Here is a 15,545-nt window from a genome sequence, read left to right as displayed (position 1 = left end):
TTCTGTTTCAGAACTCCACCCCCGCACCATCTTCAAGCAGACATGAAAAAGCCCTCGTCACCGAGGGCTTTTCATTAACACGGTTACATCGACCAATCAGATCTTGCCAGCGCCAGCCTTGGCCTTAACGTCGGCCGCGACTTTGTCTGCGTTCAGCGGGGTGTAGCTGTAAGGCGGGGTCCAGCCGATGTTGGTGCCCCACTTGCAGGTCAGCAAGGTGCCATTGAGCGTAGAACCCTGATCAAGGTAAGTGCTGCCACCGTAGTCGCCGGCGATTTTGTCGCAGCCGCTGATGCCGGAGATTTCGAAGGCGTTTTTCTCGGAGAAAATCTTCGAGTTTTTGCCCACACCGTGCGCGTAGCTGAACGGGTAGACCTTATGGCTGGTGCTGCCCACGTGATAGTTGTTATACAGGTGCACCTGGCCGAAGCGAACGCGTGGCGCGCGGGCGGAGATGTTTTCGAACAGGGTATTGTGGATCGTGACCTTGAGCTTGCCATCATCGGTGGTGCGGCTGTCGCTGGAACCGATCAGGTTGTTCTTCTCGTGCGATTTGAACGCCGAGTAGGAAATGGTCACGTAGTTGGCACCGTTTTTCACGTCCAGTGCGCCGTCGTGGTGTTGCTTGGGACGACCGTTGGCGGTGCCGTTCTGGTCATCGGTGCGGCGGCCATCGGTGAAGGTGACATGGTCGACCCACACATTGTTGGCGCCTTCGATGGTCAGCCCGTCGTACTCGGAGTTCCAGTTGCCGGCGCTGCCGTCATTGGCATCCCAGATCGGCTCGGGATCCCACGGGTTTTCGATGGTGATGTTGCGGATGATCACATCGTTTTCCTTGGCATAGAAGAAACCCTCGCGGATCTCCGCCGTGCTGCTCGTACCGACGATGGTCGTCTTGCCCGGGATATCCAGACGACCGCGCTTTTTCATATCAGCGGTCGTCGTATAAGCTTTGCCTTCGCTGATGTCGATCGGCCCGGTAATCTTGATGATGCGACCGTTGGTGCCGACCGAAGCGCTGAGTGCGGTCTTCAGTTCGGCGGCGTTCTTCACGGTGTAGATGTTGTTGGCTGCCGCTCTGGAGCCACCCTTGGTGCCACCGTTTTGCGTGGCCCAGCCAGTCGTTGCAACATCCAGCCAGATATCGGCCGCTTGTGCGGGCAGGCTGGAAAACAGCAGGCTGCCGACGATGGCGCTGGCCAATTTGCAGGCCGTGAAGGTTGTTGGTTTTGTCATGAGTAATCAGATCCTTGATTAACTTGAGTGTTTTACACGCGATGTCTCCACGTGTTTCTCGAGCGGACGTCCTTATCGCCAGTGCAGCGAATCGAACGTCCGCTGCATGAGAAATCCTATCATTGAACTGGTGCGTTGTCGTACAACTGAATGGGCTATGATGCGTAATTATTCGAAAATTCGAGATTTTTGTTGCTGATGGACAGATCCAACGCCACACCCAATGTTCGTCGTCGGCATCGCAGCCTGGCGGAGGACCTGGTCACCGAGCTGTCCCGACGCATTTGCAGTGGCGAACTCGCGCGCGCGACGAAGCTGCCGACTGAATCTCAGGTCATGGCCGAGCACGGCGTCAGTCGCACAGTGGTGCGCGAGGCGATATCGCGTCTGCAGGCAGCAGGCCTGGTGGAGACCCGTCACGGTATCGGCACCTTTGTTCAGGACATTCCCAGCCCGAGCGGTTTTCGCATTGATCCAGACAGCATCGTCACGCTTCAGGATGTCTTGGCGGTGCTTGAATTGCGCATCACCCTTGAGGTCGAGGCCGCAGGCCTGGCGTGTGCGCGGCGTACCGATGAGCAGCTGCAACTGATGCGTGATTCGCTGGACGCCATCAATTCCCGCGCCGTCAGTGTCGACTACGCCGTGTCGGCGGATTTCCAGTTCCACCAGCAAATCGCGCTGGCCACCGGCAACCGCTATTTCACCGACATCATGCTGCACCTGGGCGCGAACATTCTGCCGCGCACACGCCTGCATTCCAAACGCCTGGAGAATGACCGCAAGGAGCCCTATCTGGAGCGCCTCAGTCGCGAGCATGAAGACATTTACATTGCGATTGTCCGGCGTGATTCCGACGCCGCGCGCGCAGCCATGCGTTTGCATCTGTCCAACAGCCGCGAGCGTCTGCGCCGTGCCTACGAAGCTGCAGACGCGGCGGCGTTGAACGTCTGAAGCCTCAGGCGCGGGCCTTGGGTTCGGGCAGGCCTTGAACGCCCGGGTTGAGGGCAAAGACTCCGCCCGCCAGTGGCTGATCGGCGAGGTCGATGCCTTGCGGGCGAATCGAGGTGACAAACAGGGTGTCGAGCCGAGGGCCGCCAAAGGCACACATCGTCGGTTTCTTTACCGGTACCGGCAGCGCGCGATCCAGTTTCCCCTGCGGGGTAAAGCGCAGCACCAGGCCGGCATCAATCGCGCAGATCCAGTAACAACCGTGTGAATCGACGGCGGCACCGTCCGGTCGACCGGGGTGATTGTTCATGTCGACAAACAAGCGGCGGTTGTGCGGCGTGCCGCTGTCGATGTCGTAATCGAAGGCCCAGATCAGTTGCCGGCTCGGGTGCGAGTCGGACAGGTACAGGGTGCGCCCGTCGGGACTGAACGCCAGGCCATTGGGCACCACAAGGTCCTCCAGTTGCGGCGCCAGCATCGATGCATCGTTTGGGTTTTGCGCGTCGTAGCGATACAGCGCGCCGACCGCGTCGGCGCCCATGGCGGTTGGCATCGAGCTGGCCCAGAAGCGTCCCTGACGATCGCAGCGACCATCATTGAAACGCATGCGCGGGCGGGCGTGCTCGACGCCGATGAGCTTTTCCGCAGCCAGACGTCCGTCAGCCTGCGGGCGCAATTTGAACAGGCCACTTTCCTGCGCGCCCAGCCAATGTCCCGCTTCACTGCGGGCGATACAGGCGAGCATTTCGTCCGCCTGCCAGCAGTCGGTCTGGCCATCGAGTTGCCAGCGATGCAAGCGGCCGGCCGGAATATCCACCCAATACAAGGCATTTTCGTCGGCTTGCCAGACCGGGCTTTCACCGGTGGCGTTGCGCGCATCGACAATCAGTTCGGCACTCATGAGCGCGTCTGCGCCGGCATTTCAAACGGACCTGCTGCGGTAAAGGCGCCGCCCTGATACAAGCGGTCGGGATGGTCGGCGGCGAGTGCCGGTTGTTGTTCGACCTTTGCGCGAAAGGCTTCGGAGCTGTCCTGCGGCGCAAAGCCCAGGTGCGCGGCGTGACGGTTGCTCCACCACTGATCACGGTTGGCGGACACACCGTAAATCACGCTGTGCCCGACATCGCTGGCCAGCAGTGCGCGGGCGATCAGGTGCTCCAGATCGGTATAGCTCAGCCAGGTCGCCAGCATGCGCAGGTTGCGCGGTTCGGGGAACGAAGAACCGATGCGCAGGCTCACTGTTTCGATGCCATAGCGGTGGAAATAGAACGTTGCCAAGTCCTCGCCGTAAGCCTTCGACAAACCGTAATAACCGTCCGGGCGACGCGGCGAATGGGCGTCGATCTGTTCGTCCTGCGGGTAGAAACCGGTGACGTGGTTGGAGCTGGCGAAGACGATGCGCTTGACCCCGTGCAGACGCGCGGCCTCATAAACATGAAAGGTGCCGCGAATATTCGCCTCGAGGATTTCTTCGAAGGATCGCTCTACCGAGATCCCGCCCAAATGCACGATGGCATCGACGCCCTCGACCAGCGCGGCGACAGCGGCCTTGTCGCTCAGATTGCAGTTGATCACTTCATCATGCGCGCCGCGGCTCGGCGCCATCACACTGATGTCCGAGGAGCGGACGATGTCGGCGTGAACCTGCAGGGTTTCGCGCAGAATCTGGCCGAGCCCACCGGCGGCGCCGGTCAGCAGAATACGGTTGAAGGGTTTGGCCTGCGTGGTTTGTGTGGTCATGGTCGGGTCTTCCATTACGCGGTGGTGAAAGGGGGAGCGGCGGGGTGTCTGCCCGACAAGCGATGCGCGCTCGCCAGGCAAAACCAGTGCGCGGCTTACATGAAGTTGTACTGCACGCCCAGACGCCAGCGAGCCTGGCGGTCGGGTGAGGTGGAGTCGACTTTGATGTCGCCGATTTCCATGAAGGGCGCCCATTGTTTGGTGAGCTTGTATTTGACGATCAGGTTCTGTTCGTAGTCGCTCTTCTTGTTGTCGTAGCGGATGTAGTCGGTCTTGAAATAGATGAACTGATATTCGTAGGCCCACTTGTTGGCGGGCGTATAGCCGAGCCAGCCTTCGAAGCGGTGGGTGGTCTGGTCATCCTTGTAGTGATCGGGCATGTCTTTGTTGACCTGATCGCGATCGAGTTTGCGCAGATCCAGGCGATAGCGCGTCGCTACGTAAAAGGCGTCGTCGATTTTGTAGTTGTACTTGAGGCCGAACTTGTAGGCGGTCGCATCCTTCGAGCTGTCCATCTGAAACGCCGGGGTCAGCGTCGACTGCGCGCTGAGCTTGTAGTTGTAGCTCACCGTGAACTCATGGCCGTTGTTGACCATGTTGTCGTAGGCGACATCTTTGCGGTCACCGGCCGTGCGGTATTTCATCTCCGCCTCAAACCCCAATCCACTGTCCAGGCGGTAGTTGAGCTTGATTCGGTCGGCGTGGGCGCTGTCCTCCTCGGTGTACTGATGGCGGTAGTTGAGGCTGGCAGAGTCAGCGTGGACAGCGAAGGGCAGGCCGAGGGCCGCGACAGTGACGAGCGTGCGTAGGGTGGTGTTCATACGGTCTTCTTTTTTTGTTTTTGTTAGGGTCGTTTGACGAGTACTACAGGCACCGCGATGTTGCGTATGGCTCTCATTTGAGGCGCAGATATAAGTTATCGTACGACAAGATGACTCGTCTACGTGATTTTGCTAGTTTAGAAACATATTGATACATATATGCCATATGAATAGGGTTCTAAAGCAAGTCCTGTTATTCTGTAGTCATCTTTAAATATGGCGCTTTGCTGGACGTTTAGCCGCAAAGGCTTCGATTCGAAGAGGTGTTATTGGGTCTTTTCAAGTGTTGTACGATGACCTATGATCGGTCGCAACCGACGACACTCCTGTCACAAATCCAATAAGAAGGCTCAAGACGTCCATGAGAATCACAGCAGTCAACGTCCAGGTTTTTTCCTATCCCACCCGCCGCGCAGTCGACAGCGCCGGTCATGCTCATCCCGGTGATGTCAGTCAGGCGCAAATGGCGTTGCTGCGCATCCAGACCGAAGACGGCAAGGAGGGTTACGCCCTCGGTGCACCCGAGCTGATTCGTCCTTATGTGCTGGATGGTTTTGTGCGCAAGGTGCTGGTCGGGCAGAACGCCTTTGATCGCGAAAAGATCTGGCATGACCTGGCGCACTGGCAGCGCGGCAGCGCCAGCCAGTTGACTGATCGCGCGCTGGCGTTGGTCGAGCAGGCGTTGTGGGATTGGGCAGGGCGCAAACTCGGCGTGCCGGTGCACAAGTTGATCGGCGGTTTTCGCGACAAGGTGCCGGCGTACGGCTCAACCATGTGCGGCGATGAACTGCCTGAGGGCCTGGCGACGCCGGAGGACTACGGACGCTTTGCCGAAACGCTGGTCAAGCGCGGCTACAAGGCGATCAAGTTGCACACCTGGATGCCGCCGGTCTCGTTCGCGCCGAGCCCGCGCATTGACGTCAAAGCCTGCGCGGCAGTGCGCGAAGCGGTGGGCCCGGACATCGCCTTGATGCTCGACGGTTATCACTGGTACAGCCGCACCGAAGCGCTGTACATCGGACGCGAACTGGAAAAACTCGACTTCGCCTGGTTCGAAGAACCGATGATGGAAGAGTCTGCCGAATCCTATGCCTGGCTGGCAGGGCAACTGGACATTCCGGTACTTGGGCCGGAAACCCTGTCCGGCAAACACCTGAGCCGGGCCAGTTGGGTCAAGCACGACGTTTGCGACATCCTGCGTGCCGGCGTCGCCGGGGTCGGCGGGATCGGGCCTTGCCTGAAAGTCGCGCACATGGCCGAGTCGTTTGGCATGGACTGCGAAATCCACGGCAACGGCGCAGCCAACCTGACGGTGGTCGGCGCGATCAAGAACTGCACCTGGTACGAGCGCGGCTTGCTGCACCCGTACCTGGATTACGACGAGGTGCCGGCGTACCTCAAGCGCCTGGTCGACCCGATGGACAGCGACGGTTTTGTGCATTTGTCCGACCTGCCGGGTCTGGGCGAAGACATCGACTTCAACTTCATCGAGATGAACACGCTTAAAAGCTTCTGACGTGTACGCGGGCTGCCCGGTGCATGCCGGGCTGTCCGAGAGCCCTATAAATATAAGAAAGGCACTCTCGCTATGAACATTCTTCCTTCGCTGTGGGCGCGGGTTCTGGCGGCTACCCTGACGGTGACCGCGCTACCTGTCGTCCATGCCAAAACCCCGGCCGATCAATTGATCGTCGGCATGAGCATGATCAATCTGCTGTCCCTCGACCCGGCGGCGGCCACCGGCCTGGACGTGTCGGAGATCAATGCCAATCTCTATGACATGTTGCTGGTGCAAGACGTCGCTGCGCCGGATCGGCTGTTGCCGGCACTCGCCGAGCGCTGGCAAGTCAGCGACGACCGCAAGACCCTGACCTTCAATCTGCGTCAGGGCGTGCAATTTCAATCGGGCAACCCGTTGAGCGCCGAAGACGTCGCCTGGTCGTTGCAGCGCGTGCTCAAACTCAATCTCGCACTGGCGTCGACCTGGAAGGCTTACGGTTTTACCGCCGACAATGTCGAGCGTTCGATGCGCGCGACCGATGCCAATACCTTCGTCATTGAATTGCCGCGACCCACCGATCCGCAGTTGGTGCTCAACACGCTGGCAACGTCACCAAGTGCCTTCATTCTCGACCGCAAAAAAGTCCTCGAACACCAGAAGAACAATGACCTGGGCGCCGCCTGGCTGGTGACGCACGCCGCCGGCAGTGGTGCCTTCGTGCTCAATGACTGGCGGGCCAACGACGTGATTCTGATGAGCCGTTTCGACGGCTACTGGGGCGGCCCGGCCAAGCTCAAGCGCATTGTCATGCGCAACATGACCGAGTCGCAGTCGTTGCGTCTGATGATTGAGCGCGGTGACCTCGACATCGCCAAAGGCATGTCGGCGCCGGACATCCAGGCCTTGCAGAGCAGCGACAAGGTCCGCACGCAAACTCTGCAACGCGGCACGCTGTATTACGTCGCACTGAGTGTGAAGCAGCCGATGTTCGCCGACGCGCGCGTGCGCAAAGCCGTGCGCTCGTTGATCGACTACCAAGGCATCAACCAGACTGTCATGCCGCACTACGGCGTGATCAATCAGCGGCCGATGCCGTTGGGATTGGCCGCGCGCCTGCCGGATCCCGGTTATCGACTGAATGTCGATGAGGCAAAAAAACTCCTCGCCGACGCCGGTTACCCCAACGGGTTCAAGACCAGTATTCGCGTGCTGGCCGAGCCACCGTTCATCAATATTGCCTCCAACCTGCAATCGACGCTGGCGCAGGCCGGGATCGAAGCCAGCATCATCACCGGCACCGGTAACCAGATCTACGGCGCCATGCGTGAGCGCAGTTTCGACATCATCGTCGGCCGTGGCGGTGGTGGCGCCGAGCGTCATCCCCATTCGAGCCTGCGCACGCTGGTGTACAACCCGGATAACCGTGACGAAGCCAAGCTGAGCAACTTCCAGGGCTGGCGCACTTCGTTTTACAGTCCCGAGTTGAATCAGTTGATCGAGAGTGCCGAAGTCGAGCCCGATGCGCAGAAACAGCAGGCGCAGTATCAGGACATCCAGCAGCAACTCGATCAGCAAGTCGGCGCGATTCTGCCGGTCTCGCAGATGACCGACACAGTGCTGGTCTACGCCGATGTTGCCGATTTCCAAGGGCACACGGCCGCGACCACGCGCTACAAAGACGTCTACAAAAAACGCTGAAATGCACGGATGAACTTCGCGTGCCGGGTGCACCGGTGACCGTTTTATCAGGAGCTGACTATGTTTGTTATGACTGCCTCTGCCATGGGAGCCCGCGCCTCCAATACTGCGCGGCGTGCCAGCACGGTACTGGTGACATTACTGGGCCTGCTGGCGCTGACGTTTATCATCGGTCGGGTGATGCCGATCGATCCGGTGCTGGCGGTTGTCGGGCCGGATGCCGACAGTTCGACCTACGATCAGGTGTACCGGGCGATGGGGCTGGACAAGCCGATCTGGACCCAGTTCGGCCTGTACCTCAACGACTTGTTGCACGGCAATTTCGGCAACGCGCTGTTGACCGGGCACCCGGTGCTCGATGACATCCGCCGGGTGTTCCCGGCCACCATCGAACTGGCGACCCTGGCCATCCTTTTCGGTGTGCTGATCGGTTTGCCGCTGGGCGTCTGCGCGGCGAGCAATCAAGGGCGACTGGGCGATCATGTCGCGCGAGTGATTACCCTGTTCGGCTATTCCACGCCGATTTTCTGGCTGGGCATGATGGGCCTGCTGGTGTTCTACGCCTGGCTCGGCTGGGCCGGGGGCGCTGGTCGCATCGACCTGGCGTACGACGGCATGGTGCCCGAAGTCACCGGGCTGTTGCTGATCGATTCAAGCCTTGCGGGTGATTGGGAAGCCTTCGCCAGCGCCTTGCGCCACATCGTTTTGCCGGCGCTGATTCTCGGGCTGAACTCGGTGGCTTACATCAGTCGGATGACGCGCAGCTTCATGCTCGAGCAACTGTCTCAGGAATACATCATCACCGCTCGGGTCAAGGGGTTGTCGCGCCGCCAGGTGGTCTGGGGTCACGCGTTTCGCAACATCCTCGTGCAACTGCTCACAGTGGTGGCGCTGGCTTACGGCTCGCTGCTCGAAGGCGCGGTGCTGATCGAAACGGTCTTTGCCTGGCCGGGTTTCGGCCAGTACCTGACCAGCAGTCTGATGCTCGGCGACATGAACGCGGTGATGGGCTGTGTGCTGGTGATCGGTTTGATTTTTGTCGCGCTCAACCTGATCAGCGATGCCTTGTACAAGGTCTTCGATCCGCGCACCCGTTAACACGCCTGGCGGCGGCACCAAAACTATAAAAACAAGGATTTTTCAATGACGACTGCATTTACCAAACTGCACGCTGGCCTGCTGGCGGCGATCCTGGCGCTGGTGCCGATGACCCAGGCCAGCGCCAAGACGCCGGCCGATCAACTGATCGTCGGCATGAGCATGGTTAACCTGTTTTCAATCGATCCAGCCAACGCACCGGGCCTCGACGCTTCCGGCGTCAATGCCAATCTTTATGACACTCTGGTCAAGCGTGATCAGGGCAATCCGGAACAGCATCTGCCGCAACTGGCCGAGCGCTGGACGATCAGCGACGACGGCAAGCAGATAACCTTTCATTTGCGTCAGGACGTGAAGTTTCACTCCGGCAATCCGCTGACCGCTGAAGACGTGGCCTGGTCGCTGTACCGGGTGATGAAGCTCAACTTCGGCCTGGCCACGACCTGGAAAGCCTACGGTTATAACGTCGACAACATTCAGTCACTGATCCGCGCCGGCGATGCCCATACGCTGGTCATCGACTTGCCGCAAACCATGGATCCGCTGTTGTTGATCGACTCGCTGGCGATCTCGCCGAGCGCGGTGGTGATCGATCGCAAAACAGCGTTGGCGCATGAGAAAAACGCTGACCTCGGTGCTAACTGGCTGGTGACCAACGAGGCCGGCAGCGGCCCCTTTGTGCTGAGCAAATGGACCGCGAACGACTCGCTGTTGCTGACCCGCTTCGACGGTTATTGGGGCGGTGCTGCCAAGCTCAAACGGGTGGTGGTGCGGCACATGACCGAATCGCAGTCGCTGCGCCTGATGCTGGAACGCGGAGACCTCGATCTGGCGTATGGCATGGCCGCGCCGGACATCCGCGCCATCGACGGTTCGGAAAAAATCCACGTGCAGTCACTGCCGCGCGGCACCATGTACTACGTCGCGCTGAGCATGAAACAGCCTGAATTTGCCAATCCCAAAGTGCGCGAAGCGGTGCGCAACCTGATCGACTACAAGGGCCTCGACGAGCAGGTGATGCCGTATTACGGCAAGCTGAATCAGCAGCCGATGCAACTCGGTCTGGCGGCGCGCCTGCCGGATCCGGGTTATCACATGGACGTCGCCAAGGCGAAAAAACTCCTCGCCGAAGCGGGTTATCCGGACGGCTTCACCACGACCATTCGCACATTGTCAGAGCCGCCCTTCATCGACATCGCCGCGCGTCTGCAAGCGACGCTGGCCGAGGGCGGGATCAAGGCCAGCATTGTCAACGGCACTGGCAACCAGGTGTACGGCGCCATGCGCGCGCGCAACTTCGACATCATCGTTGCGCGCGGGGCCGAGCGCTATCCGCATCCGTATTTCAGCCTGCGTACGTTTGCCTACAACCCCAACAACAGCGATGACGCCGGCCTGCCGAATTTCCAGGGCTGGCGCGCGTCGTTTTTCAGCCCGCAGCTCAATAGCCTGATAGATCAGGCCGGGGTCGAACGCGATGCCGGCCAGCGCCTGAACCTGTATCACCAGGCACAGAAAATCTACGACGAGCAGGTCGGCCCGATCATGATGATTTCGCAGATGACCGACACCGTGGTCAGCGCCGCCGACGTCAAGGGTTTCGCTGACGATGATGCCGAGGCGACGCGTTATCTGGGTGTCTACAAACAACGCTGAACGCTGCCCGGTGCGTCGGCGTATGCGCCGGGTGATCCTGAATTCAATCTGAGAACATGCCCATGATTGCCAACATGTCTTCTACTGATTCGAGCGCCAAGCGGCGGTCGGATCGTACCCCCGGATCCAGCTTCGACGCCTTCTGCAAAAGTGCCCTGAAAGTCTTGCGGCACCTGCTGCGCAACCCGATGACCCTGGCCGGATTGCTGGTCGCGCTGGTGCTGGTGGTGGTGGCGCTGTTTGCGCCGTGGATCGCCACCCATGATCCGGTGGCGCAGAACCTCGCCAATGCCCTGCAGGCGCCGGGCGCCGCGCACTGGTTCGGCACCGATGAATACGGCCGGGATATCTTCAGTCGGCTGGTCTACGGCTCGCGCATCACGCTGTACATCATCACCCTGGTGACCGTGATCGTCGGCCCGATCGGGCTGTTTATCGGCACCGTCTCCGGCTACTACGGTGGTGTCGTCGACACGGTGTTCATGCGCCTGACCGACATCTTCATCTCCTTTCCCAGCCTGGTGCTGGCGCTGGCATTTATCGCTGCGCTCGGTCCGGGCCTGGAACACGCGGTGGTAGCGATTGCGCTGACGTCGTGGCCGCCGATCGCGCGATTGGCGCGCGCCGAAACCCTGTCGTTGCGCAAGGCCGACTTCGTCGTGGCGGTCGAGCTGCAAGGGGCTTCGTCCACGCGAATCATCCTGCGGCACATTGTGCCGATGTGCATGTCGTCGGTGATCATCCGCCTGACCATGAACATGGCCGGGATCATCCTCACCGCAGCGGCTTTGGGCTTCCTCGGCCTCGGTGCGCAAGCGCCGTCGCCGGAGTGGGGCGCGATGATTTCCACCGGACGTCGCTACATGCTCGAGTGCTGGTGGCTGGTGGCTGTTCCGGGGGCCGCAATCATGTTGGTCAGCCTGGCTTTCAACCTGTTGGGCGACGGCCTGCGGGACATTCTTGATCCGCGCAGCGAGTAATCGGAGGCTGTATGTCTGCAATCAAATTGAACGTCGAAGGGCTCAATGTGCGCTTCGTCAATGCTCAGAAAGAAACCCACGCCGTGCGCGACGTGTCCTTCACCCTCGGGCGGGAAAAACTCGCCATTGTCGGTGAGTCGGGCTCGGGCAAATCGACGGTCGGTCGCAGCCTGCTCAAGCTGCACCCGGCCAGCGCGCGGATCACTGCCAAGGCCATGCAGTTCGGTGAAGTCGATCTGCTGTCGGCCGGCGAAAAGGTCATGCAGAAGATTCGTGGCCAGCGCATTTCGATGATCATGCAGGACCCGAAATACTCGCTGAACCCGGTGGTCAAGGTCGGCGATCAGATTGCCGAGGCGTATCTGGCGCACCACAAGGCCAGCCGCAGCGAGGCCCGCGAGCGGGTGCTGGAAATGCTCGAAAAAGTGCATATCCGTGATCCGCAACGGGTCTACAACCTGTACCCGCATGAGGTCTCCGGTGGTATGGGCCAGCGCATCATGATCGCGATGATGGTCATTACCCGTCCGCAAGTGATCATCGCCGACGAGCCGACCTCGGCCCTTGATGTGTCGGTGCGTCAGCAAGTGCTCAACGTGCTGGAAGAACTGGTCGAGCAGCAGGAAATGGGTCTGATTTTCGTCAGCCATGACCTCAACCTTGTGCGCAATTACTGCGACCGCGTGTTGGTGATGTACGCCGGCAGGGTGGTCGAATCGCTCGCCGCCGGTGACCTGCAACATGCGCAACATCCCTATACCCGCGGCCTGATGGCGGCGTTGCCGAGCATGGACAACCGTCGCGAGCGGTTGCCGGTGTTGCAACGCGATCCACTCTGGCTGACTTGCTGAGGAATCGACCATGTCCATGATCCAAGCACACGCGCTGAACCTGAGTTTCGGCGCCGGCCCGGCCCTCAATCAGGTGCTGCATGACGTCAGCCTCAGTGTCGCCGACGGCGAATCCTTCGGCCTGGTGGGGGAGTCCGGCTCCGGCAAGACCACCGTATTGCGCTGCCTGGCCGGGCAATACCGGCACTGGACCGGCGAGTTGAGCATTGCCGGCGCGCCGCTGCAGCACAAGATTCCCAAGGAACATTTCCGTCAGGTGCAGATGGTGTTTCAGGACCCTTACGGCTCGCTGCATCCGCGCCACACCGTCGACACGGCCCTGCGTGAGCCGCTGATTATTCACGGCGTGCGCGACAAGGACGACCGGATCAACGAGATCCTGCTCAAGGTCGGTCTGAACGACAGTTACCGTTTTCGCTATCCGCACCAGTTGTCCGGTGGCCAGCGCCAGCGCGTGGCGATTGCCCGTGCGCTGATTCTCGAGCCGCGCGTGTTACTGCTCGATGAGCCGACCTCGGCGCTGGATGTCTCGGTGCAGGCGGAGATTCTCAATCTGCTGGCGGATTTGCGCCGGCGCGAGAAACTCACCTACCTGATGGTCACTCACGATCTCGGTGTGGTCACGCACCTGTGTGATCGGGTAGCGGTGATGCAGCAGGGCAAGATCGTCGAGCTGCTCGACAGTCAGGCGCTCAGCCAGGATCTGGCAAGCCACGCCTACACGCGGATGCTGGTGCAGGCCAGTCGTGATTTCAGCCAGGAGTCGGTGCGCCAGCTCGCTGGTTAAGCCGATCCAACAAGGAGCGCGACATGCCGCATTGCCTTATCGATTGCCCGCAAACCCTGGCCCGACGTGTCGGCGAGCAAACCCTGCTCGCTGCCGTGCATGACGCTCTCGATGCCTTCGGCCTGTTCAAGGCCGGGGACATCAAGGTGCGCCTCAACATGTTCGAGCATTACCGCTGCGGTGCGGGCGAGGACGATTTTGTCCACGTCGTGCTGTCGGTGTTGTCCGGGCGCAGTGCTGAACAGCGCCGGCGTCTGGCCTCGGCCACCGTGGCGGCGCTGGTCGCTTTATTGCCAGACGTCGAGTCATTGTCGATGGAGGTTGTGGAAATGCCCCGCGAGACGTTCGTCAACCGCAGCCAATATCTGCAAGAAGCCGGATTGTCGGCCTGAACAAGGAGTGCTCATGCCTTATCGATATGTTGTTCCGACGCAGCGCAAACAGCCTTTGGCCTTGTCGCTGGCAGCCACGTTAACACTGGTTTGCAGTGCGCCGTCGTGGGCGCTGGAGGCGCCGGCAAAACTGCAGGTGCCGACCCTGGCCTACGATGATCAGCAGATTATCCTGGTCTGGGAAAAGCCCGCCGATCACGCCGACATCAGCGACTACCGGGTTTATGCCAACGGTGTGTTGCTGGGTGGCAGCAACGCCAACAATGACCGCGTCTCGCCGGCCAAACCTTACATCGACCGCTTCTACGAACAGGATGTTGCCGGTTTTCATCATCGCATCGGCATTCACAGTTACACCGCGCAAGGCTTGAAAGCGGATACGGCCTATCGGTTCACCGTGCGTTCGGTGGGCACCGATGGCAAGGAGTCGGCCGACAGCCCGCCCGTTGTGCAACGGACGAGCAAGGTCGCCGCCGTGTTCGATGTAAGGAAATATGGCGCCAAGGGCGATGGCAAAAGCCTCGATACCCTGGCGATCCAGAACGCCATCGACGCCTGCACCCCCGGCTGCAAAGTATGGTTGCCCAAGGGTACTTACAAAAGCGGGGCGCTTTACCTGAAGAGCAACATCACCCTGGAAATCGCCGAGGGTGCAACGCTGTTGGGTTCCGAGCGTGCCGAAGACTATCCGCTGGCCGGCTACATCCAGTATCCCTATTCGAGCACCGTGCGCCCGGCGTCGCTGATCAATGCCTTGCCGCGCGATCCGCGGCAGCACCAGTCGTTCGAAAACATCCGCATCGTCGGCAAAGGCACGATTGACGGCAACGGCTGGAAGCGCCGCGCCGACGTCGTCGACGAACGCGGTCAGCCATTGCCGTTCTACCTGCCCAGCGACAACATTCGCTACCAGCAGGATGGCATTCTGGCCAAGGCGCAAGTCGAGCAAGCGGTGGCGCGCGGCATGAACGTCAAGGACGCCTACGGACAAATGCGTTCGTCGTTGATCACCCTGCGCAACGTGAAAAACGTCTTCTACGGCGGTTTCACCGTGGTGAATCCGGCCTTCCACGGGATCATGAACCTGGAAACCGAGAACGTGGTGCTGGCCAATACCACGCATAAAACCTACGACGCCAACAACGGCGACGGCATCGAATTCGCCAATAGCAAGGGCGCGATGGTCTTCAACAACTTCTTTGATACCGGCGATGACTGCGTCAATTTTGCTGCAGGCACCGGGGCGGAGGCCGTGCAGCAAAAGCCGCAGGAAGATGCCTGGATCTTCAATAACTACTTCCGCAAGGGCCACGGCATGGTGGTTGCCGGCAGCCATACCGGCGCATGGATTCAAAACATTCTGGCCGAAGACAACGTTTCCGATGGCACCGATGCCGGCCTGCGCATGAAGAGCACCAACTTCATGGGCGGCGGCGCGCGTAACGTGATCTTCCGCGATTCGGCAATCCGCAATACGCTCAAGCAGGCGTTCATTTTTACCCTCGACTACAACGATCCGAACGCCAAGCTGGATTACCAGCGCTCAACCATTCCCGGACAGTTCCGCGATATTCGCGTCGCCGACGTGAGCATCGAAAATGCCCAGGGCAAGGCGATCGAGGTGAAGGGCGACAGTCAGCACAATGCCTGGCATCAGGGATTGGTGTTCGAGCGCGTGCGCTTCAGTGGCCCGGCCAAAGCGCAGATCGACGGGTTGAAGGATTCGCTGTTCGACCATGTGTCGTTCAGCGGGCACGGCGCTGCCAACCCGTGGCAAATCACCGGGAGTGTCGGGCTGACGTTCACGGAGGTGCAGCCACCACCTCCGTAG

The 15,545-nt window shown here is 60.2% G+C and carries 14 protein-coding genes; 10 read left to right on the top strand and 4 right to left on the bottom strand.

From position 1 onward, the window contains the following. Positions 1–96: 96 nt before the first annotated feature. Positions 97–1,239, bottom strand: coding sequence for a pectate lyase (locus tag KBP52_RS07585; protein ID WP_212622530.1), 1,143 nt, complete (start codon positions 1,237–1,239; stop codon positions 97–99). A 198-nt stretch (positions 1,240–1,437) separates the two neighbouring features. On the opposite strand from KBP52_RS07585, the gene KBP52_RS07580 reads away from it, so the two are divergent. Further along, positions 1,438–2,193 carry a FadR/GntR family transcriptional regulator gene (locus tag KBP52_RS07580; protein WP_038364752.1) on the top strand — a complete coding sequence of 252 codons (756 nt, stop codon included), beginning with the start codon at positions 1,438–1,440 and terminating at the stop codon, positions 2,191–2,193. 4 nt (positions 2,194–2,197) lie between these two features. Here the strand turns inward: KBP52_RS07580 and KBP52_RS07575 are convergent, their stop codons facing one another. The 3 genes from KBP52_RS07575 to KBP52_RS07565 all read right to left on the bottom strand — a co-directional run bounded on the left by KBP52_RS07575 (position 2,198) and on the right by KBP52_RS07565 (position 4,751). Further along, positions 2,198–3,091, bottom strand: a complete 894-nt coding sequence (locus KBP52_RS07575; RefSeq protein ID WP_212622529.1) for an SMP-30/gluconolactonase/LRE family protein — start codon at positions 3,089–3,091, stop codon at positions 2,198–2,200. Next, on the bottom strand, positions 3,088–3,930 hold the full coding sequence (locus KBP52_RS07570; protein WP_212622528.1) for an NAD(P)-dependent oxidoreductase: 843 nt from the start codon (positions 3,928–3,930) through the stop codon (positions 3,088–3,090). Before KBP52_RS07570 ends, KBP52_RS07575 begins: the two co-directional genes overlap by 4 nt. 95 nt (positions 3,931–4,025) lie before the next feature. Further along, positions 4,026–4,751 (bottom strand): oligogalacturonate-specific porin KdgM family protein, encoded by a 726-nt coding sequence (locus KBP52_RS07565; RefSeq protein WP_212622527.1) that lies wholly within the window; start codon positions 4,749–4,751, stop codon positions 4,026–4,028. A 361-nt stretch (positions 4,752–5,112) separates the two neighbouring features. Here KBP52_RS07565 and KBP52_RS07560 point away from each other — a divergent pair, with 361 nt between their 5' ends. From KBP52_RS07560 to KBP52_RS07520, 9 genes are all read left to right on the top strand, one after another. Next, positions 5,113–6,267, top strand: a complete 1,155-nt coding sequence (locus tag KBP52_RS07560) for a mandelate racemase family protein (RefSeq protein WP_008079679.1) — start codon at positions 5,113–5,115, stop codon at positions 6,265–6,267. A 72-nt stretch (positions 6,268–6,339) separates the two neighbouring features. After that, positions 6,340–7,950, top strand: coding sequence for an ABC transporter substrate-binding protein (locus KBP52_RS07555; protein WP_212622526.1), 1,611 nt, complete (start codon positions 6,340–6,342; stop codon positions 7,948–7,950). 60 nt (positions 7,951–8,010) lie between these two features. After that, the gene (locus KBP52_RS07550; protein ID WP_212622525.1) at positions 8,011–9,048 is read left to right on the top strand and encodes an ABC transporter permease; all 1,038 of its coding nucleotides are present in this window, start codon (positions 8,011–8,013) and stop codon (positions 9,046–9,048) included. A gap of 45 nt (positions 9,049–9,093) precedes the next feature. Continuing rightward, positions 9,094–10,704 carry an ABC transporter substrate-binding protein gene (locus tag KBP52_RS07545; protein ID WP_212622524.1) on the top strand — a complete coding sequence of 537 codons (1,611 nt, stop codon included), beginning with the start codon at positions 9,094–9,096 and terminating at the stop codon, positions 10,702–10,704. A 62-nt stretch (positions 10,705–10,766) separates the two neighbouring features. Continuing rightward, positions 10,767–11,684 (top strand): ABC transporter permease, encoded by a 918-nt coding sequence (locus KBP52_RS07540; RefSeq protein WP_034152645.1) that lies wholly within the window; start codon positions 10,767–10,769, stop codon positions 11,682–11,684. A gap of 11 nt (positions 11,685–11,695) precedes the next feature. Further along, a complete protein-coding gene (locus tag KBP52_RS07535) occupies positions 11,696–12,535 on the top strand; it encodes an ABC transporter ATP-binding protein (protein ID WP_026000816.1) in 840 nt (279 codons plus the stop codon). Between the two features lie 10 nt (positions 12,536–12,545). Next, a complete protein-coding gene (locus KBP52_RS07530; protein WP_102902870.1) occupies positions 12,546–13,322 on the top strand; it encodes an ABC transporter ATP-binding protein in 777 nt (258 codons plus the stop codon). Positions 13,323–13,345: 23 nt separating this feature from the next. Continuing rightward, positions 13,346–13,714 (top strand): 5-carboxymethyl-2-hydroxymuconate Delta-isomerase, encoded by a 369-nt coding sequence (locus KBP52_RS07525; protein WP_123595920.1) that lies wholly within the window; start codon positions 13,346–13,348, stop codon positions 13,712–13,714. Between the two features lie 13 nt (positions 13,715–13,727). Beyond that, positions 13,728–15,545: a glycoside hydrolase family 28 protein gene (locus KBP52_RS07520; protein ID WP_212622523.1), complete on the top strand. Its 1,818-nt coding sequence runs from the start codon at positions 13,728–13,730 to the stop codon at positions 15,543–15,545.

The organism is Pseudomonas sp. SCA2728.1_7 (assembly GCF_018138145.1).
Classification (GTDB): Bacteria; Pseudomonadota; Gammaproteobacteria; order Pseudomonadales; family Pseudomonadaceae; genus Aquipseudomonas; species Aquipseudomonas koreensis_A.
Note: the sequence above shows the minus strand (reverse complement) of the source record. Positions and strands in the feature narration are given on the sequence as shown.